The organism is Salinactinospora qingdaonensis, assembly GCF_039539445.1.
GTDB lineage: Bacteria > Actinomycetota > Actinomycetes > Streptosporangiales > Streptosporangiaceae > Salinactinospora > Salinactinospora qingdaonensis.
Map to the genome: position 1 here is coordinate 233,284 of NZ_BAABDD010000001.1, position 24,800 is coordinate 258,083.

The window sequence follows — 24,800 nt, forward strand, 5'->3', positions numbered from 1 at the left end:
CCGCGGAAGCCTTCGCGAACGCCGCCGGGGGGCGTTTCCCGGCCGCGGCGGGGCGACCGCGCACAGAGTGCCCCCTCGTTCAGTGCCCGTGCCCGTGGCCGTGGCCGTGGCCGTGAGCGGGGTCATCGGGGTGGTGGTGCGGGGTCTGGACCATGCCCACCTTGTCCTCGAAGCCCGGCAACGCGATGCGGTACACGCAGGTGTCGCAGTTCATGCGAATATCGCCGGCTAGCGCCTCGTCATAGCGCTCGGTGATCATGTCGGCCAGGCCGTCACAGTCACCGATGACGGGAGCGCAGCGCACATCGAGATCGGTGTGCTGGGCGGCGAACTCGTGCGACTGGTCCACGACCCGGTCCGGCAGCACCCCGGAGAACAGGAAGTACGGCAGGACCACGATCCGGCGGGCGCCGAGACGGCGGATGCGCTCCAAGCCCTCGGGCACGCTGGGCCATGCCAGCGAGATGAACGCCGGTTCGACGAAACCCACGCCACGCTGCTTAGCGTGCCCCTCCTGGAGCAGCCTGGCCACCTTGCACACCTCGGCGTTGGCGTCGGGGTCGGTGGAGCCCCGACCGACCAGCAGCACGGCGGTCTCCGAGGTGGCCGCGTCGGCGGTGTGGTCACTCTCGGGCGTGGTGCCCAGGACCTCGTCGATACGCTCCGCCAGCAGGCGCAGCAGCGTGGGGTGTGGACCGAGCGGACGCCCGTAGGCGTAGTCGAAGCCGGTGTGGCGCTCCTTTTCTCGGGCGAGCGCGCCCGGGATGTCGCCCTTGGCGTGCCCGGCGGCCACGAGCATCATCGGAACAGCGACGACCCGCTGGTGTCCGCGCTGATAGAGGTCACCGACCGCGTCGGTGAGGGGTGGCGGCGAGAGTTCGATGAATCCACCTGAGACGTCGCGGTCATCCAGCCGACCCCGCAGCCGACCAACAAAATCGTTGAAGTCGGCCACGCCCTTAGGGTCGCGAGTGCCGTGCCCGACCAGCAGCAGAGGGGGCTTCATCGAGGTCCTTTCGGTGGGAACTGAGGGGATTGGCGAAATGGGGACGGCGCGCGACGTTGCGCGTCGGCCCAAGCGCGCCCGGGAGCGCGGCTCACTCCACGGCGCCAGCGGCCGAAGTGTCATCGGCGTCGCTGGTCACACCTGTGCCGTCTGGCCCGTACAGCAGGGCGTTGACGGCCGCGGCAGCGACGGCGGACCCACCCTTCTCGGAGATGTTGCTCACCTGGGGCAGCCCGCTGTCACGGAGCGCCGCCTTGGATTCGGCCGCGCCGACGAACCCTACCGGGAGGCCGATAACAAGCGCGGGCCGTACCCGCCGGGCGATGATCTCCTCCAGCGCCGTAGGGGCGCACCCCACCACCCATACCGCGCCGGGACCGGCGTCGGAGTGGGCGAGCCGCACCGCCGCGGCCGAGCGGGTAATCCCGGCGCTGCGAGCGAGACGGGTGGTGATGGGGTCGGAGATGCGGCACAGGGTCCGTCGGGCGGTGATGCCGGAAGCCACCATAGCGACGTCGGTGATGATGGGGGCACCGTTGGCAAGGGCCTCGACGGCCGCGGCCACAGCAGCGTCGTCGATGACGAGGTCGGTGGCGTAGTCCAGATCGGCGCTGGCGTGGATCACGCGCTCGGCCACCGCCCGGCTGAACGGCGGCATGTGGGACAGATCGACCCGGGAACGCAGGATCGAGTAGGACTCCGCTTCGATGGGATGGACCTGGCGATTCACGGACATGCCCCCCGGCGGGATCGTGGGTGTTGCTGCGGCCGGGCACTGGCACTGGAATCGGACATGTGCTCGGCGTGTGGCGCGGTGACCGATAGTGGGTCCAGCGTGGCATTTGCCACGATGATCGCGTCGGCTGGACATACCTCAACACATTCGAGACATCCGGTGCAGTGGGTAACGAGCACGTCCAGCGGGCGGTCGTGCCGACCGGTGGGCCGGAGGGCGTGCTCAGGGCAGGTGAGCAGGCATGCTCCACAAGCCGTGCAGGTCGCGGTGACCGCGACCGGCGCTTCTGCCTCTCTCACGAACTCCTCCCAACCGGCGTGAGCGTGTGTGACCGGATCGTTAGCGAACCCCACTCAGCCTATCGGGAATCGCTGCTCGCACCGGGTGCGACACCGCCTTCTCGAGACACGTCACGACGGTATCCGGACCATCAAGGCCGCTCACCAGGGAGGGGGCACCATTGCGACCGATTCGCATCCCCCGTACTGTCGTTGGGTCGCGGTGATCGGGAAGCCGGTGCGATTCCGGCGTGGCCCTCGCCACTGTGATCGGGAAGCCAACCACCGCCGGGCGCGTCGTATGTCGGCGCGCACCGGAGAGCTCAGGCCACTGAAGCGGTGACGCTTTGGGAAGGCCGGTGCGCGGCGCTTGACCCGTAAGCCAGGAGACCGGCCGCGGCGCTTGACGATTCGTCCACGAGGTGTTGGAGGGTTGGTCTTCTCGCCATGCATATCGCAGAAGGCTTTTTACCACCGGTGCACGCGGTTGCCTGGACCGTTGCCGCTGCTCCCTTCGTCGTCCACGGCGTCTACTCACTGACCCGGACCGTGCGGGCCGATCCCGACAGCAAACTCCTACTCGGCGCGGCCGGCGCCTTCTGCTTCGTGCTGTCGGCGCTGAAGATCCCCTCCGTGACGGGAAGCAGCGCCCACCCCACCGGTACGGGGTTGGGCGCGATTCTGTTCCGGCCCCCCATCATGGCGGTGTTAGGCACGATCACCCTGCTGTTCCAGGCGTTACTGCTGGCTCACGGCGGGCTGACCACACTCGGAGCCAACGTGTTCTCGATGGCCGTGGTCGGACCGTGGGTCGGCTACGGGGCCTACCGGTTGACGCGGTCGGCGACCGCGTCGATGGGAGAGACGAGTTCGCTGAGCCTTGCGGTCTTCTTCGGCGCTACGCTGGCCTCGCTGAGCACCTACTCGGTGACCAGCCTGCAACTGGCGCTGGCCTTCCCCGACCCCACTAGCGGCTTCCCCGGCGCGTTCGCCAAGTTCGCCGCGATCTTCTCCCTCACGCAGATCCCCATCGCCGTTATCGAGGGCCTGGTGACCGTCGTCATCGTCCGGCTGCTGATGCAGGTGGGCCGTAGCGAGCTGCTCCGGTTGGGCGTGCTGCGCCACCGTGGCGCGCCGGAGGTCACCGCGACCGCGGGAAAGGGGGCCTGAGCCATGGGTGAGCAGAACGAGGCCGCCCCGAAGACCGGCCGCGAGCGCGGCCCGCACCCCTGGATGACCTGGGTGATTCTGCTGGCGGTGGCCCTCATCGCGGTTCTGCCGGTGGCGTTGGGCGTGGGCTCGGACATGGCCGAGCCCTTCACCGGCGCCGACGGTCAAGGCGAAGAGGCCATCATGGCCAACGACCCCGGATACGAGGCGTGGTTCTCCCCCGTGTTGGAACTGCCCTCCGGCGAGATCGAGTCGGGGGTCTTCGCCCTACAGGCCGCCATCGGCGCCGGCATCATCGGCTACTACTTCGGGGTGGTGCGCACCCGCCACCGCCTCGCCCGCGAACACAGCGCCGACGCGCCACAGGGGGCGCCCACCGGCCAGGAGCCCAGCATCGAGCGGCCCTGACCCGTGCTGCGCATCGACGCCGCCGCCTACCGCAGCCCTTGGCGGCGGCTCCACCCTGCCGTCAAGGCGACCTTCTGCGGCGGGCTGGCCGTGTGCGCGCTGGCACTACCCCCCTGGCCCGGTGCCGCCATCACCGCACTCGTGGTGCTGGTGGCGGCATTCGGGCCGGCGAGGGTAGCGCCTCGCACGTTCGCCCGCTCGGCCCGAGCCCCGCTGCTGTTCATCCTCACCGGTGCGGCTACGCTGCTGGTCAGCGTCGGCGGCCCGGAGGGGCTGGTGGCGTGGGCTCCCGGGGGCTGGCAGCGGGCCGCCGAGATCAGCGGGCGCGCCGCAGCGGCGCTGAGCTGCCAACTGCTGTTCGCCTTCACCACACCGCTGGCCGAGGTGCTGCCGCGGTTGGTGCGGCTGGGGCTACCGCCGGCGTTGGTGGAGGTGACCTCGCTCATCTACCGGATGCTGTTCGTGATCTTGGACACCGCACACCGGGTGCACACCGCACAGGCGGGACGGCTGGGCCACGAGACGTGGCGCTCGTGGATTCGCTCGGTGGGATCGCTGGGCGCGGCGATCTTCGTACGTTCCTTCGACCGGGCACGCCGGATGCAGCAGGGGCTAGCGGGCCGCGGCTACACCGGGGACCTCACGGTGCTCGTCGACGCCACGCCCCTGCGGGCCGCCTCGGTGGCGGTGGCCGCGCTGCCGCCGCTGCTCGTCGCCGCCATAGCTTTGACATGGAGGATGATGGGGTGAGCTCTCCACGAGTCGTGACGCGGGCCTCGCCGCCCCCACCGACGCAACGCCCGCCGGTGGGAACGCCCGACCTAGCCCTCGCCCCCGAGCGCGTGCCCGCGCCACCCAACAGGGGCCCTCGGAGGGTGTCGTCGCTCTGCCCGGTCACTGCCACACGGAAATCACACGCCGAAGCGTCCGGGGCGACAGGCCCCGCCCCCGGACCTGACCTGCCCCCGCACCACGGCCGGAGAGTGGTGCCGTTGGCCCCGCTGTGCACCCCCCTCGTGCCGGGAAGGGCCAAGAGCCGGCGCCTCCCGCGGGAGTCGCGGTGACAGCGGCAACGATAGTGCTGGCCGGACAGGGCCTGAGCTACGTCTACGACAGTAACGGTTCCGAGCCGGTGTTCACCTCCCTCGACGTCGAGGTGCACGCCGGTGAGGTGCTGGGGGTGCTGGGCCCTAACGGCGGCGGGAAGACGACCCTGCTGCGCCTGCTCTCGGGCAGCCTCACCCCCACAACGGGGGCCGTGGCGCTGGCGGAGGGGCCAGTGAAGGCGAACCGGCGCGGGCTCAGTGAGCTACGCCGCCGAGTCCAACTCGTCTTCCAAGACCCCGACGACCAACTATTCTCGGCCAGCGTGGCCCAGGACGTGTCGTTTGGCCCGCTCAACCAGGGGTTGGCGACCGAGCAGGCGCGCGAGCGCGTGGCATGGGCGCTGGCGGCTCTGGGCATCACCGACCTCGCCGACCACCCCACTCACCTGCTCTCCTACGGCCAGCGCAAGCGTGTGGCGCTCGCGGGCGCGGTCGCGATCCGGCCGCAGGTGTTGATCCTGGACGAGCCCACGGCCGGCCTCGACCCGGCCGGGGTGGAATCGCTGCTGGAGACATTGGAGGAGCTGCGGGCCTCGTCGGGCACCACCTTCGTGGTCTCCACCCACGACGTGGACCTGGCCTACCGGTGGGCCGATCGGGTGCTGCTGTTACACCGCGGGATCGTCGGGGCGGGACCGGCGCGCACAATCCTGGCCGATGCCGACCTGCTGGCCGCCGCCCAATTGCGCCCTGCCTGGGGACCGGCCGTGGCCCAAGCGCTGCGTGCGGGGGGCCTGCTGGCCGAGGGCGAACCCGGACCGGTCACGCCCGAAGAACTGGCCCGCCGCACCGTGGGCTGACCCGAGGATGGCCATGGCCGGTCGGTTCGTCACGCCACCGGGGCCGCCGGCCGCCCGTCCCGGCCGGCGGCCCCGGTGCGGCCAGCGGAGCAGGCCAGCCGGCCAGTCACTCCTTCCACCGGTAGCCGCGCGGCGTGACGAACCGACCGGCCACGATCCGGCTGGCCGTACTGCCCACGACGACCACTGTGTACATGTCCACCTCGGCCGCCCCGCCGTCGAGCATGTCGGCCAGTGTGGTCACGGTGACACGCTCACCGTCGCGTGCGGCGTTGCGCACGTGGCCGACGGGGGTTTCGGGAGGCCGGTGCGCGGCCAGCAACTCCAGGGCGCGGGGGAATTGCCAGTCGCGGTTGCGGCTGCGCGGGTTGTAGAAGCACACGGTGAAGTCGCCCTCGGCCGCGGCACGCACCCGGCGCTCGATGGCCTCCCACGGAGTGTGCAGATCCGACAGGGAAATGTAAGCGTGATCGTGGCCGAGCGGAGCACCGAGCAGGTGGGCGGCGGCCACGGCGGCGGTGATGCCGGGAACCCCCACGACGTCGATGTCGGTGCCGGCCGCGTCCAACGCGGGGCTGGCCATGGCGTACACACCAGCGTCTCCGGAGCCGATGAGGGCCACGGCCGCGCCGGCGCGCGCCTGCTCGACAGCGGTGCGCGCCCGCTCCTCCTCTTGGCCAAGCCCACTGGCCACCACCTGGGTCCCCGGTGCAAGCAGGTCACGGATCTGGTCGATGTACTGGTCGAGGCCGACCACGACGCTGGCGCGGCGCAACTGCGCGAGCGCGCGGGGGGCGGTGAGGTCGCGGGCGCCCGGGCCAAGACCGACGACACACAGCCGGCCGCGCGGCCGGAGTCTGGCCACGGCCACGGTGGCGTTGGGAGACTTGCGCTTGGCCACGACCAGTTCGGCGCTGCGGCCGTCGAGTGCCGCGGCGTGCAGCGCGGCGGCCTCGGCGACGCTGGGAGTTCCCACCTCGGAACGGACGAGCTCACTGGGGTGGGGAACGTCGATGGCGGCGAGGTCGGCGGCGGGAAAGGCGCGCAATCGCCATCCCCGCTGCCGTGCCGCCTCGACGATCCCGCTCTCGTCAGCCTTGAGGTCGACCGTGGCCACACAGCGCACGCTGGCGCCGGCAAGAGCCGCATCGGTGAGGGCTGCCTCGATCAACTCGGTGACCTCGGCGGCGGAGACGCCACGTGCCGCCCCCACGCCCACGACCAGAGAGGGCGGGCGGTAGACGAGCGTGTCCGCGGACGCGGTGACGACGGTGTCGGTGCGGTCATCGACCCGGATGACCGCAGCGCCGGGCTCGGTGACTTCAGGGGCGGCGTTGGGGGGCAGCGGTGGCAACGGCCACTCCCGCGTGCCTTCGAGGCGGACCGGCTCGCCCGAGAGCAGCCGCGCCCCCACGCGCGCCAGCGGCGCGGGGTCAGCCACCGAGCAGCCCAGATCGGCACCGTAGGAATCCAACGGTGTGGCGGCCACGCTGTCACTGGCGGTGGTGACCACAGCCGTGCAGCCGAGCGTCTTGGAGAGCCGGTGGGCGAGGGTGTTAGCGCCATAGTGACCGCCGAGCACGGGCACCGCGTAGCGCAGCGCCTCATCGACGCAGACCACCGGGGGATCGGTCGTCTTGTCACCGATCAGCGGCGCCAGCACCCGCACCGTCGCCCCCACCGCCACGAAGGCGACGACGGCGTCGCTGTCGCGAAACGCGCGCTGGAGGGCCTCGGCCGGCCGGTCGGCGGTGACAACCTCGACCTCGTCGGGCCATACCGCCCGAAGCCGCTCGCCCACGGCCCGCCCGGCCGCCGTTACGGCTACGACACCGATTGCGCCCATACTTACCTTTCTCGTTGCTCCTTCGCCGTCGACCGGCGCGGTGGCCACAGTCGCGGCCCGGGATCGACGCGGCGGCCTTAGCGCCGCCCCAACTCAATGTGGTGCGCGCCGCTCTGGTGGGGTCACACCCACCGGTAGCAGCGCACGAGAGAGCGAGCCCCTGGGCCCGCCCTCAACAAGCCGCGGCCTCACCCCGACTCGTCCGGCCCCTCCGCACCGCCGGAGCTGTAGCCCCACAGCAGGGTGACCGGGTTGGTCGCCGCCAGGCGCAACGACCCGTCGGGCAGCGCAGCCAACCGCGAAGCGTGCAGTTGCGTTCCCGCCACCTCGTAGTCGTGCTCGATGAGCACGTCATAGGCCGGGCGCACCCGGTCGAGCGCGGCCAAGGCGATGACGACCCGCGCGGGCCGGCCCGCTGTGAGGACGGCCGTGACCGCCTCGGTACCGCCCCCGCCGATGAAGACGGCGTCGGGAGGCAGTGGGGGCGGGGCCGTGCGGATCTGGGTGGGCGCGTCACCGGGTCGGACCTCCACCTCCATGCCGTGGGTGGCGGCGTTGGCGCGGATGCGCGCACAGTCGTCGTCGTTGCGCTCGAACGCTATGGCACGCGCGCCGAAGCGCGCACACTCCACCGCTACCGACCCGCTACCGGCCCCGATATCCCAGACCACCGTGCCGGGGCGCGGCGCCAGCCGCGCGAGCGCGACGGCGCGCACCTCCGGTTTGGTGATCATCGAGGCGCGGTGCTCGAAGCGCTCCGGCGGTAGCGCCCACCCGTCGGGGGCGCCCTGATGACCGGGAAGCCACCCCATAGCGGGGGCGATCCGCCGGTCGGGGCGCACCGCGAGCACGACGTTGGGGTGGCGCCACGCTCCCGGGGGGCTTTCCTCGGTTGCGCTGGTGCCGGGGCCGGCCGCGGGGAGGTCGGCGCCCGCCGCCACGTGGGTCACGCGCTCTTGGGGCGTGCCCAGGCACTCAGCCACGTAGACGTCGCGTCCAGCATCGCCAAGGGCGGGGAGGAACGCTTCGGGCTCGGCGTGACCGGGCGCGGTGAGAATCGCGGCCTTGGAATGCCCCAGAGCCGCGGCGAGGGCCCGCCGCGCCGAACGGCCGCTGTCGTTACGGCCATGGGCCGACACCACGAGGGCGTCATCCCAGGTCAAGCCGATACGGGCGAACGCCAGCGCCACTGAGGAGACCGCGGGGAGGACCCGAGGATGGGCGCCGGCCGCGCGCAGCGCGCGCACGATGCCGAAGAAACCGGGATCGCCTGAGGCCAACACGACAACGGGACCGGTAGCGGCCACCACCTCGGCCACGGCCACGTCGAGCCGGCCCAGCGTGAGGCGGCGCGCCCTCTCGGGTACCGCTACAGCGTCGATGTGGCGCGCCGCACCCACGACGCAGGTGGCCTCGGCCAGCGCCGCCTGAGCTTCGGGCGCCAGCGGGCCGCCGTCCAACCCGATGACGGTGATCACGACGCACCGCCTCTTACCCGCCGGCCGTGGCGGCGGGGCCGCTGCCGGGGACGGACGTGGCGGACCGGGGTCGCGCCCGCTGGAGTGCGGACGACGCCGGGCGTGCACCGGCCGGACAGCGGCACTGCCCCGCCCTTCGTCTCCTTCGTGGACATCACGGGGCGAACGGTGGGTCCGGTCACAACGCACGCGCCGGCATCAGTCTTGATCACAACTGTCCAGGATCGCAGACCCCGCCCCGGCCCCCGCACGCAGGGTGGGGCACCGAGAGCCGCCACAACCAAGATGGCCTGGGGCAACGTCCCGGGACACGCCTGCGCAACGGTGGCGGCGAACACGCTGTCCCCGCCGATGCCCGGCCCGTGCCCTGCTCTTTCCCGCCGGCCCCGCACCGCGACGGTAGGGGCGCTGGTCGGGACGGCGAGATGAGAGGGCGGCAGGTCCGCGGCGAGGTGGGGCCGCACGGCGATATCGTCGCACGGGCGGCTCTGGGCTGCCCCTCGCCGCCGACGTCATCCGCCCCAGCTCACCCCAGCGACCTGCAAGCCTCCCGGTGTCTCTCCTCTCTCCTCGTGACCACCGCCCCGAGCCCCGGCTTCCGGGGGGTGTTTCTGTGGGTTTGTCGCGCCGGGGTGGGGGTCCGATATGTGTCCGGGGTGGGAGTGTTCTCCGTCCGCTCGTGCCTCGATCGCTTCGCGATCTCGGCAGCCTTGAAAAAAAGGGGGCGCTGTGTCTTTGACACATCGCCGTTGTGCCGGATGCCGCTGGTGTGGGGGATACGCCGGCGGGGCGGTGTCTCGGTGGGGCGGTGGCTGAGAACACGCCGGAACCCGCCGAGCCGCCCCACCCCCGGCTGCCCTCTCGCAGTGCCCGCCCCACGCCTGTTTGCCCTGTTGCGGTGGTGGCTCCACGCCGGCCCCAAGTCCCCCGTCGTGGCACCCGTTCCACCTCGAACACAACCCACCCCCGGCTGCTGAGATCGCGAAGCGATCGAGGCACGAGCGACGAAAAACCCCACAAACTCTCCACAGACCAATCCTTCCGGGGGGGTGTTTCTCTGAGTTTGTCAAGCCGAAAGTGGGCAGGTGGCGCCGTTCGCTTGTGCCTCGATCTCGCCAGCCTGGGAGGGCACGGCTCCCTGAAAGTTGGAGTGGCTGGGATGGTTTTTCTGCCGTTTTGGGGTTTCGATGCTCTGGGAGGAGGCCGCTAGCGGCCGGAAGGAGACGATGGTGACCCTTGTTTTCCGGACACATAGGGCCCCTGGCCCCTCTTGTCCGCACACAAGACCGGGGCGGCGTGCCTGTTCGCGGAACCGTCTCCTTGTGGCCGAGGGAAGTGGTGGCACCCGCCCTGGATACCGCCCACCTTCGGCTGCCGAGATCGCGCAGTGATCGAGGCACGAGCCACGGGAACCCCACGCCCTCGCAACAACAACCATCCCTACATCCGCTGGGCATGCGGCGCTCCGACCACGGGAGCCACAGCGCGGCCCCTGGGGACCAAAGCGGGGGGTCAGCCATCGGGACTGTCGGGCGGGTAGGCGGCCACCACGTTCTTGCCGGTGAAGTCGACCATGGCCGCCTCGACCTCCAACGCGCCCTCGGTGAAGCGGGTCAGCACTTCGACCACCCGGCGGCACAGCTCCTGCCCGGCCGGGCGCAACAGGCCGGCCTCCTCCCACAGCTCGTAGGCGTGGCGACCGGTGTTGGCGGCGCCGACGCGCTGCACCACGCCGTCGTCACCACCGACATAGCGGGTGATCTCACCGAGGAGCTCGGTGGAGACCTTGGAGCGGGTGTAGTGGGTCATCAGCACCCCCGCGGCGAGCTTGGTGAGCTTGCCGGCCATCCCCACAAAAACCACCCTGGTCAGCCCGCCCTCGCGCGCGCTGCGCAGGGCGGCGCCGGTGAAGTCACCGACCTCGACGAAGCACACCCGAGACAGGTCGGGATAGCGTTCCATCGCGCCTTTTTCGGTGCGGCCACCGGTGCACAGCACGAGGGTGCTCTCGCGCTGGGCTGCCATGACCGAGACGGCTTGCTCGACGCTGGCGCGCCACGATGCGGTGGAAAAAGGGCGCACGATCCCGGTGGTGCCGAGAATGGAAATCCCTCCGAGGATGCCCAGACGCGCGTTCGTGGTCTTGCGCGCCATCTTCTCGCCTTCGGGAACGCTGATGACCACACGCAAGCCCTGCTCGTGTCCGGCGGTGGCCTCCGATACGGCCTGGAGGATCATCTCGCGCGGCACCGGGTTGATGGCAGGGCCACCCAGCTCCAAGCCGAGCCCGGGCCGGGTGACCACGCCGACTCCTACGCCGCCGTCGAGGTCGATCCCCGGCTCTGAGCGTCGGGTGACGGTGGCGGTGATGTGGGCTCCGTTGGTGGCGTCGGGATCGTCACCGGCGTCTTTGACCACGACCGCCTCGGCGCGGTCACGCGAGAGCGGGCCAGAACTGTCGGTGGCGAAGGTGACACGCCGCCCCGAGGGCAACGCCACCTCAACGACAGGCACTTCACGGCCGGTGAGCAGTGCTTCGGTCGCGGCCTTGGCGGCAGCGGAAGCGCAGGTGCCGGTGGTCCAGCCAGTGCGCAGTGCCTTCTGCCGCACCTTCATCGTGCGCGGCATGTCGGGTTCGCGAGGGTCAGGGCCGGGTGCCGGTGTGGGCTCGGGCTGGGAGGTCATGGCGAACCGGATCAGGTCAGGACTGCCGGGCGCGCCGTAGCTCCCGGCGCGCCTGCCGGTCGGGTTTGCGGTACCCGTGGAAGTGGCCGGGGTGGTAGAGGTGGGACCGGGTTCCCGACGCCTCCAGAGCCGGCCCCACGAGGACGAGGGTGTGCTTCCACAGCCGGTTCTCCTTAATAGTGTCCTCCAACTCCTCCAACCGGCAGCGCAGCACGAGCTCCTCGGGCCAGGTGACCTGGTAGGCGACCACGCACGGGGTGTCGGGCGGGTAGCCGCCGGCGAGCAGCTCGCGCTGCAACGGGCCGGAGCGCGCCGCGGAGAGGAACAGCGCCATGGTGGTGCCGTGCTCGGCGAAGGCGCGCACATCCTCCCCTTCGGGCATGGGGGTTTTGCCGCCGCCGAGCCGGGTGAGGATGACCGACTGGGCGACTTCGGGGATCGTCAACTCCCGCTCCACAAGGGCAGCCACAGCGCTGAAGCTCGCCACTCCGGGGATGATCTCGGTTTGGACGCCGAGTTCGGCGCACCGGTCGAGCTGCTCCTGTACCGCGCCCCACAGGGCGGGGTCACCGGAGTGGATGCGGGCGACCCGCACCCCGTCGGTGGCGGCGCGCTTGTAGTAGGGCAGTACCTCCTCCATAGGCACTTTGGCCGAGTCAACGATCTCAGCGTCGGGCCGAGCGTGGTCAAGGACCTCGGCCTGCACGAGGCTGGCCGCCCAGATCACCACGTCGGCGGCTTCGATAGCGCGCACGGCGCGGATGGTGAGCAGGTCGGCGGCGCCGGGGCCCGCCCCTACGAAGGTGACTTTTCCGCTCACAGTTTTCCTCCTCGGCCGTTGCGCTTGGCGGGGGCGATCAGGGTGGACAGGTAAGGGAGCTCTTCGCCGCTGCGGTGCTCCAGCGGGCCGATGTCCTCATCGGCCAGCCCCAAGCGGGACCCGTAGACGGCGTCGGCGAGCCGGTCGGTGTCGGCGAGCGCCTGGATCACCTCGTCGGCGAAGCGGCCGAACTTGTAGGCGACGACGGTGCTGTCGCCGGCCAGTGCGCTGCGCAGTTGCTCGACGCCGTGAGTGACCGGCAGCAGCGTCACCGGTTCGCGGCCCTCCACGAGAACGGTCCCCGAACGCGCGGCCAGATCCTGCATCGCCGTGATACCGGCCACCGTCTCGATCTCAACGTCGGACACGAGTTCGCGCACCGTGTCGGCGAGGTAGGTGAAGGTGGAGTAGACGTTGGGATCGCCGATGGTGGCAAAGGCCACTGTCGCGGCGCCCCGCTCGAAGTGGGCGGCGACGGTGCGGGCGGCCTCTTCCCAGGCACGGAGGCGCCGTTGGCTGCGTCCACCGCGGTCGTTGAGGGCGAAGACCACGCGCTCAACGGTTTCGGCCTCGACGTGGGCGCGGACCGTGGCCTCGGCTCGGCCGGGCTCGTCGAGGGCCATGACCGGGACGAGGACCACGTCGGCTTCGCGCATTCGGCGCACGGCCTTGACCGTGACCAGTTCTGGGTCACCGGGGCCTACACCGACGCCGATCAGGCGTCTGCTCGCTACCATCCCACCACACTTTCGTCGCTGTTGTCCGGGGAGGCGGCGGGCGTCGACCTCATCGTCGTCGCCGCGCCAACGGTCGGGGCGTGTCGCTGGCGTTTACCGCCGATTAGGGTATCGGCAGGTCACGCTGGTGCCGCGGCGGGTCCAGGTCGGCGGGGATCACGCTGTAGACTGCGAGGTCGGAGCGGCCGGCGTGCAGGCGCATGGCGTTGCGTTCGATGCCCTCGTAGGTGAATCCGGCTTTGGCGGCGACCCGGCGGGAGCCGGTGTTGGCGGTGGCGGCCTTCAACTCGACGCGCTCGAAGCGCTGCTCGACGATGACCCATCGGGTGATCGCCACGACCGCCTCGGGAGCGTAGCCGTTACCGCGGGCCCACGGCGCGACCCAGTAGCCGATCTCGGTGATGCGGGAAGTCCACAGCGTGCGGTTGAGCCCAAAGGAGCCCACGAACAGCCCGGTGTCGCTTTCGATGGCGGCCCACTGCTGGCCGTCGCCGCTGACGCGCGCCGAAGGCGCCCCGGTGGTGCACCACTCCTCGGCGTCAGCGCGGGTATAGGCCACGCCGGGCCGCGGGAGGGGAATCCACCGTTGGGTGAGCGGATCAGTGGCGGCCTGGTGGAGCGGGTCGATGTCGGCTTCGGTGAAGGCGCGCAGGGTCAGCCGATCGGTCTCCAAAATGACCACCGGAAGCAGCATGTCGTGGGATCTCATGTGCGTTGTTTCCGGTTGTGCGCACGCGCGGCGTCGAGCAGGCGTGCGGCGATGCGGGGCGCTCCGGCCCAATTGAGGTGGAGGTAGGAGGCGTGCAGGGTGGGGCCTGCGAACCCTTCCGGCCCCGCTGCGCTCCACTGCCAGGCCGGCGTGTCACCGTGGGCGGGGGTGACGGCGGTGCGGTGGAACTCGTGCCCCTGCACGCGGGTACCGGCTCGCGCCAGCAGGGAGTCCGCGGGGGCCACGGCACGACGGTAGCCCAGGGTGAGCCGCTCGCTCATGTGGGCGTGGGCGGGAAGGACCCCGCACATGGCCGCACCGTCGAGACTGCGGCACAGGTAGAGCAGCCCGGCGCACTCGGCGGCGATGGGGGTACCGCGGCGAGCCGCTTGGGCCACGGCGGCGCGCAGCGGCACGTTGGCGGCCAGGTCGGCGGCGTGCACCTCGGGGAAGCCGCCGCCGATGACCAGACCTGAGGTGGCCTCGGGCAGCGTCTGGGCGTGGAGCGGGTCGAACGTGACGACCTCGGCGCCACCGGCGCGCAGCAGTTCCGTGTTTTCGGTGTAGGAGAAGGTGAACGCGGGACCGCCCGCCACCGCGACGCGCAGCGGCGGCTCGACGGAGGGAGCGACGGTGGCGAGAGCCGCATCACCGCTGGGGGCAGCGGCGGCGAGCGCTTCCTCCGGGCGCCACGGCTGGGTGGTGATCGCTCCGGCACCGCGGGCGAGGGCGGTGATGGCGTCGAGGTCACAGCAGGAGCCGATCAGTTCCCCGAGTTCGGCCACGGCGCTGCCGGCTGGAGTGGCTCGCTCGGCGGCCGGCACCAGACCAAGGTGCCGCGAGGGGGCGGCCACCGCGTCGCGGCGCGGGATCGCACCGAGCACCTCGACACCGGTATCGGCCATGGCGGTGCGCAGCAGTTCCTCGTGACGAGGCGAGCCGACGCCGTTGAGGATGACGCCGCCAACGTGCACCCGCGGGTCGAAGGTGCAAAAGCCGTGCACCAAGGCTGCAACGGAACGGCTGGTGCGCGCGGCGTCGACGACGAGGACGACGGGGGCCGCCAGCAGGGCGGCCACATGGGCGGTAGAGGCGAAGTCCCCGGGCCCGGGAAAGGGCGAAGGGTCGGCGGCGCCGTCGAAGAGCCCCATGACCCCTTCGATCACGGCGATGTCGGCGCCGTGGGCCCCGTGAGCAAACAAGGGGGCGATGCCGTCCTCACCACACAACACAGGGTCGAGGTTGCGCGGCGGCCTTCCGGTGGCCAGAGCGTGGTAGCCGGGGTCGATGTAGTCAGGGCCGACCTTGTGCCCCGACACCGTGGTGCCGCGCGCGGCGAAAGCGGCCATGACGCCGGTGGCCACCGTCGTCTTGCCGCTCCCCGACGCCGGAGCGGCGATCACCACACGTGGAACTGGCCGCACGCCCTCCTCCTCCCCTGTTGAGCGGTGGCTGGCAGCACTGGACGGGCCACAGTGTGGCGCCGTTGCCGACGCTGGGTCGCGGGCGCGGCGGCACGGGGCCGCGCCCGCCGTGGCTACCCAGGGATCGCCGATAGTACTCCTGTGGAACGTGGATTCTGAGCAGCGGCGATCACCACTCGATTCCGCGCTGGCCCTTCTGCCCGGTGTCCATCGGGTGCTTAGTCTTGGTCATCTCGGTGACCAGGTCGGCGGCCTCGGTCAGGCGCGGATCGGCGTCACGACCGGTGATAATCACGTGCTGGGCGCCCGGACGCTCCCGCAGGGTGGCCACGACGTCGTCGACATCGACCCATCCCCATTTCATGGGGTAAGTGAACTCGTCGAGGACGTAGAGTCGGTAGGTTTCGGCGGCGAGGTCGCGCTTGATCTGGGCCCAGCCCTCAGCGGCGTCGGCGGCGTGGTCCTGCTCGGTTCCGGGACGCTGAATCCACGACCAGCCCTCCCCCATCTTGTTCCAGGTGACGTTGCCGCCCTCGTCCGACTCCCCCAGTACGCGCAGTGCCTTCTCCTCACCGATGCGCCACTTGGCCGACTTGACGAACTGGAACACCCCGATGTCCCACCCTTGGGCCCAGCCGCGGGTGGCCAGGCCGAACGCAGCCGTGGACTTTCCCTTGCCCGCGCCGGTGTGGACGATGACGAGCGGCCGGTTGCGGCGCTGGCGTGTGGTCAGCCCGTCGTCGGGCACGTAAGCGGGCTTGCCCTGCGGCATGGTGGTTCTCTCCCCTACTGAAAGGTCAAAGTCGGGTCCGTGGTGGTTTCCGGGGCGGGCGCCGGGGTCAGGCGGCGCTGCGGGTGTGGCGCACCAGTCCGGCCAACGCATCGGCGCCGAGTTCGTCAAGGCGAACGGGGGTGGCCGCCATCTCGCCGGCGAGCTGGGCCGCGAGTCCAAGGCGCACCGGCCCGGACTCGCAGTCAACGACGACACCCTCCACTCGTTGGGCGCGCAGCCAGGCGCCGGCCCGCAGTGCCGAATCGACGCCGCCGTGCGTGGCTTTACCGTCGGTGACGACGATGAGCAGCGGGCGGCGGCGCGGGTCGCGTACCCGTTCCACACGCAGCACCTCGGCGGCGCGCAGCAGACCGGCCGCGAGCGGAGTACGGCCCCCGGTGCGCAGCTCACGCAGGCGCCGTGCGCCCGCCTCGACCGACGAGGTGGGCGGTAGCGCGAGGTCAGCGCCGTCACCGCGGAAGGTCACGATGCCGACCTTGTCGCGGCGCTGGTATGCGTCGAGCAGCAGGCTGAGCGCGGCCCCCTTAACGGCGCGCATCCGCTGGCGGGCCGCCATCGAACCGCTGGCGTCCACACAAAACAGGACGAGGTTGCCTTCGCGGCCTTCGCGCACGGCTTCACGCAGGTCGCCGCGGGCGAGGACGAGGCCGGGGCCGCTGCGACCGCGGGCGCGCTGGTGCACAGCGGCGGCACGCAGGGTCGCGGGCAGGTGCAGGGTGGTGATGCGCTGGTGGGGAGCACGCGCTCCAGACGTGCGGCCGTAGGGGGTCTCGGCGCGGGAGCGCCGCCCCGGCGTTCCACTCCCCATCCCCGAGACGCGAAACAGCCGCGGCCGGTAGGTCTCGGTGGGGTCGGCCGCCGCGTCCTGGGGAGCGGGCCCCTCGCCGTTGGCCTGTTCCTGCTGGCCAGTGGACTCTTCCGAGGGCTGGGGCCGGCCCCGTGCCGGGGTGGGGGCGCTGTCCTGGGCCGGTTCGGGCTCCTCGGTGGTGTCCCGGTCGGTCGGCGCGCCCGACTCGGGGGCGTCTTGACGAGCCTCGGTGGGCGGGGAGTCGCCGGAGCCGCCGTCGCTGTCACCGCCGGGTCCCCCCTCGGGGCCCTCCGGCGGGTCGTCAGGGTCTTTTGGGTCAGCATCACCGGCCTGGTCGAGCGCGTCCTGTAGCCGGTCCTCGTCGAGGCCGGGAGCGTCGAAGGGGTCGCGCCGTCTGCGGTGCGGCAGCGCCAAGCGCGCCGCGTCGCGCACGTCGTCGGCGTTGACCTCGACGTGGTCGCGCCAAGCGGCCAGGGCCATGGCGGCGCGGGCGGTAACGAGGTCGGCGCGCATGCCGTCGACCTCGAAAGCGGCACAGACGGCGGTGACTTGCCGCAGCGCGGCGTCGGTGAGGACAACGTCGGGTAGGCGCTTGCGCGCCTCGCGGATGTGGGCGGCGAGGTCGGCTTCCCGGTCAGCGAAACCGGCGGCGAAGGTCTCAGGGTCGGCGTCGAAGGCCAGCCGGCGCCGCACCACTTCGGCGCGTTCGGTGGGCTCGCGGGTGGCGGCCACCTCGACGGTGAGGCCGAAGCGGTCCAGCAACTGGGGCCGCAGTTCCCCCTCTTCAGGGTTCATGGTGCCCACGAGCAGGAAGCGGGCGGCGTGGCGTACCGAGACGCTCTCGCGCTCGACGTGCGAGGTGCCCATGGCCGCGGCGTCGAGGAGCAGGTCGACAAGGTGGTCGTGGAGCAGGTTGACCTCATCGACGTAGAGCACGCCGCGGTGGGCGGCGGCGAGCAGTCCAGGCTCGAACGCCGCGACCCCTTCGGTCAGCGCCCGCTCGATGTCCAACGATCCGGCGAGCCGGTCCTCGCTGGCACCCACCGGCAACTCCACCAACTGCGAGGGGCGGACGTGCGAGGGTGCGGACGTGTCGTGCGGACCGTCAGGGCACTCGGGGTCGGGGTCAGCCGGATCGCAGGAGAAACGGCAGTCGGTGACGACGGTGAGGTCCGGCAGCAGGGCAGCCAGAGCGCGCACGATGGTGGACTTGGCGGTGCCCTTCTCACCGCGCACGAGCACCCCGCCCACCGAGGGAGAGACGGCGTTGACGATGAGGGCGAGCTTGAGGTCGTCCATGCCGACGACCGCGCTGAAGGGGTAGCGAGCGGCAGCGCTCACGGGTTTCCTTTCCGTCCGGGTCTCCACGCCCGTTGGGGTTGGTCATAGCGCCGCGCAGTGTCCTGGCTCCCGGATCGCCGCTCCCCCGCTGCCTTCCCGCCGGCGAACCGGCAGTGGCGTTGGGTGGCGGGGTCGCTCCCCGGTCACAGTGGCGGGACCGCCCCGGCTTCTCACCGGGTTCCTGCGAGCCGGTGGGGTCCGTGAGGGAGGCTCACCGGCTCGGCGCCGTGTCCCAGGATGACACATCACGGTCGGATAGCAGGCCCGGTGGGGCGGCTTACGGCGCCCCGGGGGCCGGTAACGCCACGACCTGCGCGCCGAGGCCCGTATCCGGCGGCGTTTCGGCGATCCACGCCAGCATGTGGTGTAGACCAATTGCGTGTGGGTATCCCCAAAACGCGACATTCCCCCATCGCGACAGTTACGAGGCGACCAAACATGCCTAACGACACCACCGAACACCGCGAGTCCCGGCTCCCCCGGCAGGAGATCGGCGACGAACGCGCCGCGGCGCACCCGCCCACCCACGACTCCTCCGAGGAACGGCACCCCCACGAGAAGACGGGTAAGCCCAGCGAATTCAACACCTTCGCCACCCTGGAGGCGGTCCACCGCGGGCAGGAGTGAGCCCACCGGACGTGGTCACCGTGTCCGCGACGGCCAAGCGTAATAACGGGTGACCGCCACCGGCCGGAAACCAAGACGAGCGTAGAAACTCTTGGGCCAGTCGGCGGCGTCGGCCCGGATCAGTACGGGCCGGATGCCGCGCGAGCGGGCTTGGGTGACCGCATGGTGCAGCAACTGGGTTGCCACACCGCGGCCTCGGAACTCGGAGTGGACGAACAGGTCCTCCACCATGGCCATGGTTGCGCCGGGACGGGCCCACGAGGCGAAGAAGCCACACGGCTGCCCCTCGCACCGGGCGATCCAGTAGGCCACGCTGGGCAGCTTGACACGTCGGGCGGTGACGGCCTCAGTGGTGTACTCGATCGGCCGTAGCGCCGTGCCGGCCCCGCGCGCCTCTTCGTCGTGGTCCATCCGAAACAACGCTTCCAGGCACGCCCAATCCTCGCTGGTGCGGGCGGGGCGGATTTCGGCGGGTCGGCGCCGTGGGGCCGGAATCACGTCCGTCGCCACCATCTCCACCTGGGTCTGCGACGGCGACCACCCTTCCAGTAGCAACGTGGCCTCCGTGGCGCTGCTGGTGCGCGGACCGACGTAGATCTCGGCCGCGGTACCGATCCACTCCACCGCGTCATCGAGGAGGGCACGGACCTGCCCAGAACCGTTGGCCACGAGGCCGGTGACCACGTTGCAGTAGGCGACGTGAGGTGCCAAGCGGTTACGGATCAACCGCGCCCCGTTGAGGGTACGTGTCTCGCCGCCGAGAGCCCAGAACCCGGCGATCGTGTCCTCCACCGCCCACCCCAGGTGCTCCATCATTTGCTCAACACTAGCGAGCGTGGTTTCGCGCTACGGCGGATTTCCCCGAAACCCCGGGCTTGCGAGCGACGCTGGCCGGCAGTGGCCACCGGCCGGTCGCTGGGGCAGAGAGCCTCGTGTGACGAGAAGCGGTCTCAGTCACGCGGCTTGAGCCCGAACTCGACGGCCAACAACTCGAAACTGCGCCTGCGGGCGTCGGCCACGGGCATGGGGGTGGCGATGACGACCTCGTCGGCGTGAGCTTGCTCAGCAACAGCCCGTACCCGCTGGGCGACCTCGGCGGGTTGGCCGACAAACATGCGGTCAGCCATGGAACGCCGGGTCAATTGATAATGGGAGTCAGAGCGGAACTCGCGGGCCTGAGCCATAGAGGTGGGAGTGCGCCCGTTGGAGCGCACCTTGCTCATCTGCAACGCCCAGAACGCGGCGAAGTCCTCTGCCTCCTCGGCGTCCTCGGTGGCAAACGCGATCACCGAGAAGCTGCTGTAAGGGGTGGACCGCCGTGACGAGGGGCGGAAGTGGTCGCGGTAGCGCCGCAGCATGGGCACGGTGTAGTCGGGGTTGATCTGCTGGGCGAACGAGAACGGTAAGCCGTGGGCGGCAGCGTAGGTCGCGCCGTAGTCGCTGGAACCCAGCATCCACACGTGCGGCGGCGTGACCAACTGCGGCGCGGCTGTCACCTCACAGAAGGGGTGGCCCGCTGGGAACCCGTTGCTGAGGAAAGCGAAGAGCTCCTGGGCCATGTCGGCGAAGTCGACCTTGGCAACGGCTTCGCGGGAGCCGCGCAGCGCGAGTGCCGTCGTGCCGTCAGTTCCCGGAGCGCGACCGAGCCCCAGGTCGATGCGGTGCGGGAACATGGCCTCCAGTGTGTTGAAGACCTCGGCGACCTTCAGCGGAGCGTGATTGGGCAGCATGATCCCACCCGCGCCCACTCTGATGTGGCGGGTGGCCGCCGCTACGCGCCCGATGACTAACTCTGGCGCACTACACGCCAGACCGGCGGAATTGTGGTGCTCGGAGAACCAGAGACGTTCGTAGCCCAACTGCTCGACGAGCACGGCCGAGTCGACGACCTCGTTGAGAGCCTCGTGGGCGCTCAACTCGGGAGGGCTGAGGACATAGTCGAGGACGGAGGCCTTGACCATAGCGGTGACTCCTTTGGGGGATGGGGGCGGGCGGGCGCGCCCGTGGCGTTAACGCCACGGGCGCGCCCGCGATTCCGCGCCACCCCTGCACCCGCGGGAGAGCGAGGCTTCAGGGGTCAGCAGGGGTGCGGGGAGCGCGGCAGCGCCACCCGCGCGACCCGCCACTCGTCGAGGGCAAGATCGTGATACAGCTCGTACACGCCGTAGCTGGAGCCCACTCCCGCCTGCACGCGCCAGCAGCGGCGCCGTGGGGCTCGCTCCTGGCTCTCGGGGGACCATTGGGACCGCAGCGCGACCCAGTGGTCGATGATGCGATGCACGGTGTAAATCCGTCCCTCCCATGTGAAGCGCACCGGGCGCCCCTGTTGCTGACCGACCGTGATGGGCGCACCGTAGCTCCGACTCACCAAGCCTCCCTACCGATGACGCACGCGCTGGGGCTCCGTCAGGATGACCGATGCGCGTGCTGCGCCCGCGGGGAAGAACAGGCGTAATTCGAACACGTGTTCCCATTATAGTCGAACAGGGGCCACCAAGCGATGTCCACCACCGCTGTGCTCGCCCGAATCCACCACGGGAGCAGCCACCGCTCACCGGTTGTCGACGGCCACAGGCGGGGCGGCGGGAAGCGGTCCCGCAGGCAAGGCACGGTAGGAGAAGACCGCCGCGGCTCAAGCGTCTGCTGAAGGGTGCACGCCCCGGCAGGCGTGCGGGCGCTTCCACGCGGCAGCAGCTCGATCAGGTGAATACGGAGAGATACATGCGCGCCATCGTCATCGACGAACCGGGAGAGCCCGAGGTCATGCGGCTCAAGGAGACGGCCGCCCCCACGCCGGGCCAGGGGGAGGTGAGCATCGACATCGAGGCCCGCGGGGTGAACTTCATCGACATCTACCAGCGCTCGGGCGCCTATGCCGTAGCAACCCCCTTCACGCCGGGGGTGGAAGGCGCCGGCACCGTGAGCGCGGTAGGGGCAGCGGTCGACGAGCTTGCTGTGGGCCAGCGCTGCGCGTGGGTGATGCACCCCGGCTCCTACGCCGACCGGGCAGTCGTCCCGGCCAACCGGGTGGCGCCCGTCCCCGACGAAGTGACGTCCGAACAGGCGGCGGCGACCCTGCTTCAAGGGATGACCGCGCAGTACCTAACGCACTCGACCTACCCCATCCAGCCCGGCGACACCGTACTCGTACACGCGGCCGCCGGTGGTACCGGGCTGCTGATCGCGCAACTGGCGAAGCTGCGCGGCGGGCGCGTCATCGGAACCGTCTCCACGCGAGCCAAGGAGGAGCAGGCGCGGGCCGCCGGCGTCGACCACGTCATCCGCTACACCGAGGCCGATGTCGCCGACGCGGTGGCCGACCTGACCGCCGGTGAAGGGGTGGCCGCGGTCTACGACGGAGTCGGGGCCGACACGTTCGAGGCGAGCCTGGCCAGCCTGCGCCCGCGCGGCGTCCTCGCCCTGTTCGGCCAAGCCAGCGGCCCGGTGCCACCGTTGGACCCGCAACGGCTCAACACGGCCGGCTCGGTGTATCTGACCCGGCCCAGCCTAGGGCACTACATCGCCCAACGCAGCGAACTCCTCCAGCGCGCCGCCGACGTCTTCGAACTGGTGGCCGCCGGAGACCTGGAGGTGCGGGTGGGAGGCCGCTACCCCCTGAGCGAGGCCGCTCAGGCCCACACGGATCTGGCCGCCCGCCGGACCACCGGCAAGTTGCTGCTGCTCTGACCAGCAGCGGCGCCGACCGCGTTCGCGCCCGGAGGGGTCGACCCCTCCGGGCGCGAACGCCAAAGCGTGCCGGTGGCGGCCTCACGTCTCCTGGGAGGTTTCGGAGCTCGCGGAGGGGCCGGCCGCGGCTTCGGCTTCGGCCCGAGCGTCGGCCACCGCCTCGGCCGCGCGTTCGGCGGCCTCGTCAGCGGCGGCCATAGCCGACTGCTGCTGGAGAGGGTCGCCGGAGGTGAGCTGCTGTGGCACCTCAGCCTCGTGCGAACCGGTCTCGCTCTCACCGTGACCGTCGGCCTCGGCCGCCGGACGCTGACCCTGCTCCTCCTCACCGGAGAAGGCACGGCTGAGGTTGTGCACTGCCTGGGTCAGCTCCCCGGGAATGACCCAGAACGTGTTGCCCTCGCCGTTGGCCAGGCTGGGCAGGGTCTCCAGGTACTTGTACGCCAGCAGCTTGGAGTCGGCGTTGTTGGCGTGCACGGCCTGGAAGACGCGCTCGACGGCCTTGGCCTCACCGTCGGCACGCAAGATCGCGGCCTGCTGCTCACCCTGGGCCTCCAGGATCGACTGCTGCCGGGCACCTTCGGCGGTGAGGATCTTCGACTGCCGCTCACCTTCGGCGTGCAGAATGACCGCCCGCTTGTCGCGCTCGGCGCGCATCTGCTTCTCCATCGCCTCCTTAATGGTGGGCGGCGGGTCGATCGCCTTGATCTCGACCCGGTTGACCCGGATTCCCCACTTGCCGGTGGCGTCGTCGAGTACCCCGCGCAGCCGCGAGTTGATCTCCTCGCGTGAGGTCAGCGTGCGCTCCAGGTCCATGCCGCCGATGACATTGCGTAGCGTGGTCACGGTGAGCTGGTCGATGGCCTGTAGATAGTCGGCGACCTCATAGGCGGCTGCCTTGGCGTGGGTGATCTGGTAATAGAGGACGGTATCGATGTTGACGACGAGGTTGTCCTCGGTGATCACCGGCTGCGGACGCGAGGAGAACACCTGCTCGCGCAGGTCGAACTTGGTGTTGACGCGGTCGATTCCCGGGATGATGAAGTTCAGGCCCGGGTTGAGGGTACGCAGGTAGCGACCGAACCGCTCGACGTTGTAGGCGCGTGCCTGCGGCACGATCCGCACGGTGGATACGACGGCGACGATCACGATGATCGCGAGGACGAGGAACAGAATCTCCATCCCGAACATCACTTTCCAGCCTTAACGGGTGCGAGGGCGCGGCCCGAATCACGGCTCACGACAGTCACGGCAGCGCCTCTCTGGGATAGACGAGAGCGGTGGCCCCTTCAATCTCCATAACGTCGACCCGGGCCCCCGCCGGGATGACCTGGGTCTCGTCAAACGAGCGAGCCGACCACTCCTCGCCGGACAGCTTGATGCGTCCGTGGTCGACGGTGACCTCCTCCATCACCACCGCCGACTGTCCGACGAGGGCATCGACACCAGAGCGCGTCGCAGGTGGCTGGTAGAGGTGCTTACGAGCGATGGGGCGCACGAAGGCCAGACCCGCGGCGGCTGTCACGGAGAACGCCAGGACCTGGAAGAGAGGTCCGAGCCCAATCGCCCCCAAGACACCAGCAACCAAAGCAGCGATGGCGAGGAGTCCCAGCGACAAGGTCAAGGTGAAGACCTCGGCGACTCCCAACGCCACGGCCGCTACCAACCACAGAATCCATACCGGCATTGCGTTCGGCCTCCCGTCCAGTGGTGGCGGGTACCCATAAACCTACCCAAGGCATATGGCAAAGCACACACCACCCGATGGAGCTGTTGATAACGATCCCGGCCGTTCGCGAGGAACCACACGGCGTCACCGCCATGTGCCGGCGGGACCGGTGGTGCTCGGCTGCGGTTTCCAACGGCGGCACAACGGCGACGACGGTTGCATCCCGTACCTGGGTACAGCCCTAACTTGAGTGTCACGTCGCCCCACAGCAGCCGTAACGGCGCGAACAGCCAAGGAGACGATCATGGCAACCGAACCCCTCGCCTGCACCATCGATCCCTCGCTGGTCCCCGCCCAGCAGGAGGGTTTCCGCGCCCTCCTAGCGGCGGCCCGCACCACCGAACGGGTGAGCCCACAGCACTTGCGCCTGATGCTGGCCACCGACAACGGTTTGGACATCAGCCCACTGGTCCAAGAGAAACAGTGCTGCCGATTCTTCGACTTCACCCTCACGCCGACCGTCGAAGGCACGGTGATGCTCGACATCCGGGTTCCTGCCAGTGCCGGGCCGGTGAACGGGCCGGCACTGCGGGGGCACGAGGTGGGCACCCCCGAGGAGATCCTGGACTGGTTCGCGGCCACCGCCGTAGAGCCGTCGCGCGCAAACGGATGAGT

At 70.5% G+C, this 24,800-nt stretch carries 24 protein-coding genes and 2 riboswitches; of the genes, 7 read left to right on the plus strand and 17 right to left on the minus strand.

Annotated elements, in window-relative coordinates:
- Positions 1 to 79 precede the first annotated feature (79 nt).
- From ABD848_RS00975 to ABD848_RS00985, 3 genes are all read right to left on the minus strand, one after another.
- Entirely contained in the window at positions 80 to 1,006 is a 927-nt protein-coding gene (locus ABD848_RS00975) for a sirohydrochlorin chelatase (protein WP_344966316.1), read from the minus strand.
- Between the two features lie 91 nt (positions 1,007 to 1,097).
- Positions 1,098 to 1,742: a precorrin-8X methylmutase gene (locus ABD848_RS00980; protein WP_344966317.1), complete on the minus strand. Its 645-nt coding sequence runs from the start codon at positions 1,740 to 1,742 to the stop codon at positions 1,098 to 1,100.
- Positions 1,733 to 2,095 (minus strand): 4Fe-4S dicluster domain-containing protein, encoded by a 363-nt coding sequence (locus ABD848_RS00985; RefSeq protein WP_344966318.1) that lies wholly within the window; start codon positions 2,093 to 2,095, stop codon positions 1,733 to 1,735. The genes ABD848_RS00980 and ABD848_RS00985 overlap by 10 nt, the downstream gene beginning before the upstream one ends.
- 129 nt (positions 2,096 to 2,224) lie before the next feature.
- Positions 2,225 to 2,433: riboswitch (cobalamin riboswitch) on the plus strand.
- 34 nt (positions 2,434 to 2,467) lie between these two features.
- Here ABD848_RS00985 and ABD848_RS00990 point away from each other — a divergent pair.
- The 4 genes from ABD848_RS00990 to ABD848_RS01005 all read left to right on the plus strand — a co-directional run bounded on the left by ABD848_RS00990 (position 2,468) and on the right by ABD848_RS01005 (position 5,504).
- Positions 2,468 to 3,190, plus strand: coding sequence for an energy-coupling factor ABC transporter permease (locus tag ABD848_RS00990; RefSeq protein ID WP_344966319.1), 723 nt, complete (start codon positions 2,468 to 2,470; stop codon positions 3,188 to 3,190).
- 3 nt (positions 3,191 to 3,193) lie between these two features.
- Positions 3,194 to 3,598, plus strand: a complete 405-nt coding sequence (locus ABD848_RS00995) for an energy-coupling factor ABC transporter substrate-binding protein (RefSeq protein WP_344966320.1) — start codon at positions 3,194 to 3,196, stop codon at positions 3,596 to 3,598.
- Between the two features lie 3 nt (positions 3,599 to 3,601).
- Entirely contained in the window at positions 3,602 to 4,348 is a 747-nt protein-coding gene (gene cbiQ / locus ABD848_RS01000; RefSeq protein WP_344966321.1) for a cobalt ECF transporter T component CbiQ, read from the plus strand.
- A 310-nt stretch (positions 4,349 to 4,658) separates the two neighbouring features.
- The gene (locus tag ABD848_RS01005) at positions 4,659 to 5,504 is read left to right on the plus strand and encodes an energy-coupling factor ABC transporter ATP-binding protein (RefSeq protein ID WP_344966322.1); all 846 of its coding nucleotides are present in this window, start codon (positions 4,659 to 4,661) and stop codon (positions 5,502 to 5,504) included.
- A 106-nt stretch (positions 5,505 to 5,610) separates the two neighbouring features.
- On the opposite strand, the gene cobJ is transcribed toward ABD848_RS01005, so the two are convergent.
- The 9 genes from cobJ to ABD848_RS01050 form a co-directional block, all read right to left on the minus strand.
- Positions 5,611 to 7,350, minus strand: a complete 1,740-nt coding sequence (cobJ, locus tag ABD848_RS01010) for a precorrin-3B C(17)-methyltransferase (protein WP_344966323.1) — start codon at positions 7,348 to 7,350, stop codon at positions 5,611 to 5,613.
- Positions 7,351 to 7,538: 188 nt separating this feature from the next.
- A complete protein-coding gene (gene cbiE, locus ABD848_RS01015; protein WP_344966324.1) occupies positions 7,539 to 8,828 on the minus strand; it encodes a precorrin-6y C5,15-methyltransferase (decarboxylating) subunit CbiE in 1,290 nt (429 codons plus the stop codon).
- Between the two features lie 1,512 nt (positions 8,829 to 10,340).
- Positions 10,341 to 11,513: a cobalt-precorrin-5B (C(1))-methyltransferase gene (locus tag ABD848_RS01020; RefSeq protein ID WP_344966325.1), complete on the minus strand. Its 1,173-nt coding sequence runs from the start codon at positions 11,511 to 11,513 to the stop codon at positions 10,341 to 10,343.
- A gap of 16 nt (positions 11,514 to 11,529) precedes the next feature.
- Positions 11,530 to 12,333: a precorrin-4 C(11)-methyltransferase gene (gene cobM, locus ABD848_RS01025; RefSeq protein WP_344966326.1), complete on the minus strand. Its 804-nt coding sequence runs from the start codon at positions 12,331 to 12,333 to the stop codon at positions 11,530 to 11,532.
- The gene (gene cobI / locus ABD848_RS01030) at positions 12,330 to 13,070 is read right to left on the minus strand and encodes a precorrin-2 C(20)-methyltransferase (protein WP_344966327.1); all 741 of its coding nucleotides are present in this window, start codon (positions 13,068 to 13,070) and stop codon (positions 12,330 to 12,332) included. Before cobI ends, cobM begins: the two co-directional genes overlap by 4 nt.
- 103 nt (positions 13,071 to 13,173) lie before the next feature.
- Positions 13,174 to 13,779 carry a GNAT family N-acetyltransferase gene (locus ABD848_RS01035; protein WP_344966328.1) on the minus strand — a complete coding sequence of 202 codons (606 nt, stop codon included), beginning with the start codon at positions 13,777 to 13,779 and terminating at the stop codon, positions 13,174 to 13,176.
- A complete protein-coding gene (locus ABD848_RS01040; RefSeq protein ID WP_425567384.1) occupies positions 13,776 to 15,185 on the minus strand; it encodes a cobyrinate a,c-diamide synthase in 1,410 nt (469 codons plus the stop codon). The genes ABD848_RS01035 and ABD848_RS01040 overlap by 4 nt, the downstream gene beginning before the upstream one ends.
- Positions 15,186 to 15,372: 187 nt before the next feature.
- Positions 15,373 to 15,975 (minus strand): cob(I)yrinic acid a,c-diamide adenosyltransferase, encoded by a 603-nt coding sequence (gene cobO, locus ABD848_RS01045; RefSeq protein WP_344966330.1) that lies wholly within the window; start codon positions 15,973 to 15,975, stop codon positions 15,373 to 15,375.
- A 67-nt stretch (positions 15,976 to 16,042) separates the two neighbouring features.
- Positions 16,043 to 18,145, minus strand: coding sequence for a putative cobaltochelatase (locus ABD848_RS01050; RefSeq protein ID WP_344966331.1), 2,103 nt, complete (start codon positions 18,143 to 18,145; stop codon positions 16,043 to 16,045).
- A gap of 55 nt (positions 18,146 to 18,200) precedes the next feature.
- Positions 18,201 to 18,329: riboswitch (cobalamin riboswitch) on the minus strand.
- Between the two features lie 254 nt (positions 18,330 to 18,583).
- Between ABD848_RS01050 and ABD848_RS01055 the strand changes: the two genes are divergently transcribed.
- A complete protein-coding gene (locus tag ABD848_RS01055; RefSeq protein ID WP_344966332.1) occupies positions 18,584 to 18,772 on the plus strand; it encodes a hypothetical protein in 189 nt (62 codons plus the stop codon).
- 15 nt (positions 18,773 to 18,787) lie between these two features.
- Here the strand turns inward: ABD848_RS01055 and ABD848_RS01060 are convergent, their stop codons facing one another.
- The 3 genes from ABD848_RS01060 to ABD848_RS01070 all read right to left on the minus strand — a co-directional run bounded on the left by ABD848_RS01060 (position 18,788) and on the right by ABD848_RS01070 (position 21,140).
- Positions 18,788 to 19,588, minus strand: coding sequence for a GNAT family N-acetyltransferase (locus ABD848_RS01060; protein ID WP_344966333.1), 801 nt, complete (start codon positions 19,586 to 19,588; stop codon positions 18,788 to 18,790).
- A gap of 134 nt (positions 19,589 to 19,722) precedes the next feature.
- Entirely contained in the window at positions 19,723 to 20,733 is a 1,011-nt protein-coding gene (locus tag ABD848_RS01065; protein WP_344966334.1) for an LLM class flavin-dependent oxidoreductase, read from the minus strand.
- A 116-nt stretch (positions 20,734 to 20,849) separates the two neighbouring features.
- Complete coding sequence (locus ABD848_RS01070) at positions 20,850 to 21,140, minus strand: DUF6504 family protein (RefSeq protein WP_344966335.1); 291 nt, start codon at positions 21,138 to 21,140, stop codon at positions 20,850 to 20,852.
- Positions 21,141 to 21,493: 353 nt separating this feature from the next.
- Between ABD848_RS01070 and ABD848_RS01075 the strand changes: the two genes are divergently transcribed.
- The gene (locus ABD848_RS01075) at positions 21,494 to 22,459 is read left to right on the plus strand and encodes a quinone oxidoreductase family protein (RefSeq protein WP_344966336.1); all 966 of its coding nucleotides are present in this window, start codon (positions 21,494 to 21,496) and stop codon (positions 22,457 to 22,459) included.
- Positions 22,460 to 22,540: 81 nt separating this feature from the next.
- Here ABD848_RS01075 and ABD848_RS01080 read toward each other — a convergent pair whose 3' ends face one another.
- Both ABD848_RS01080 and ABD848_RS01085 read right to left on the minus strand, forming a co-directional pair.
- On the minus strand, positions 22,541 to 23,647 hold the full coding sequence (locus ABD848_RS01080) for an SPFH domain-containing protein (protein WP_344966337.1): 1,107 nt from the start codon (positions 23,645 to 23,647) through the stop codon (positions 22,541 to 22,543).
- A gap of 55 nt (positions 23,648 to 23,702) precedes the next feature.
- The gene (locus ABD848_RS01085; RefSeq protein ID WP_344966338.1) at positions 23,703 to 24,143 is read right to left on the minus strand and encodes an NfeD family protein; all 441 of its coding nucleotides are present in this window, start codon (positions 24,141 to 24,143) and stop codon (positions 23,703 to 23,705) included.
- Positions 24,144 to 24,429: 286 nt separating this feature from the next.
- Between ABD848_RS01085 and ABD848_RS01090 the strand changes: the two genes are divergently transcribed.
- On the plus strand, positions 24,430 to 24,798 hold the full coding sequence (locus ABD848_RS01090; RefSeq protein ID WP_344966339.1) for a hypothetical protein: 369 nt from the start codon (positions 24,430 to 24,432) through the stop codon (positions 24,796 to 24,798).
- Positions 24,799 to 24,800: the final 2 nt, after the last annotated feature.

Bases quoted from the DNA above. Each gene is read 5' to 3' on its own strand.
- ABD848_RS00975 (WP_344966316.1), bottom strand. From the start codon at position 1,006: ATGAAGCCCCCTCTGCTGCTGGTCGGGCACGGCACTCGCGACCCTAAG.
- ABD848_RS00980 (WP_344966317.1), bottom strand. From the start codon at position 1,742: ATGTCCGTGAATCGCCAGGTCCATCCCATCGAAGCGGAGTCCTACTCG.
- ABD848_RS00990 (WP_344966319.1), top strand. From the start codon at position 2,468: ATGCATATCGCAGAAGGCTTTTTACCACCGGTGCACGCGGTTGCCTGG.
- ABD848_RS00995 (WP_344966320.1), top strand. From the start codon at position 3,194: ATGGGTGAGCAGAACGAGGCCGCCCCGAAGACCGGCCGCGAGCGCGGC.
- cobJ (WP_344966323.1), bottom strand. From the start codon at position 7,350: ATGGGCGCAATCGGTGTCGTAGCCGTAACGGCGGCCGGGCGGGCCGTG.
- ABD848_RS01020 (WP_344966325.1), bottom strand. From the start codon at position 11,513: ATGACCTCCCAGCCCGAGCCCACACCGGCACCCGGCCCTGACCCTCGC.
- cobI (WP_344966327.1), bottom strand. From the start codon at position 13,070: ATGGTAGCGAGCAGACGCCTGATCGGCGTCGGTGTAGGCCCCGGTGAC.
- ABD848_RS01035 (WP_344966328.1), bottom strand. From the start codon at position 13,779: ATGAGATCCCACGACATGCTGCTTCCGGTGGTCATTTTGGAGACCGAT.
- cobO (WP_344966330.1), bottom strand. From the start codon at position 15,975: ATGCCGCAGGGCAAGCCCGCTTACGTGCCCGACGACGGGCTGACCACA.
- ABD848_RS01055 (WP_344966332.1), top strand. From the start codon at position 18,584: ATGCCTAACGACACCACCGAACACCGCGAGTCCCGGCTCCCCCGGCAG.
- ABD848_RS01060 (WP_344966333.1), bottom strand. From the start codon at position 19,588: ATGATGGAGCACCTGGGGTGGGCGGTGGAGGACACGATCGCCGGGTTC.
- ABD848_RS01065 (WP_344966334.1), bottom strand. From the start codon at position 20,733: ATGGTCAAGGCCTCCGTCCTCGACTATGTCCTCAGCCCTCCCGAGTTG.
- ABD848_RS01075 (WP_344966336.1), top strand. From the start codon at position 21,494: ATGCGCGCCATCGTCATCGACGAACCGGGAGAGCCCGAGGTCATGCGG.
- ABD848_RS01080 (WP_344966337.1), bottom strand. From the start codon at position 23,647: ATGTTCGGGATGGAGATTCTGTTCCTCGTCCTCGCGATCATCGTGATC.
- ABD848_RS01085 (WP_344966338.1), bottom strand. From the start codon at position 24,143: ATGCCGGTATGGATTCTGTGGTTGGTAGCGGCCGTGGCGTTGGGAGTC.
- ABD848_RS01090 (WP_344966339.1), top strand. From the start codon at position 24,430: ATGGCAACCGAACCCCTCGCCTGCACCATCGATCCCTCGCTGGTCCCC.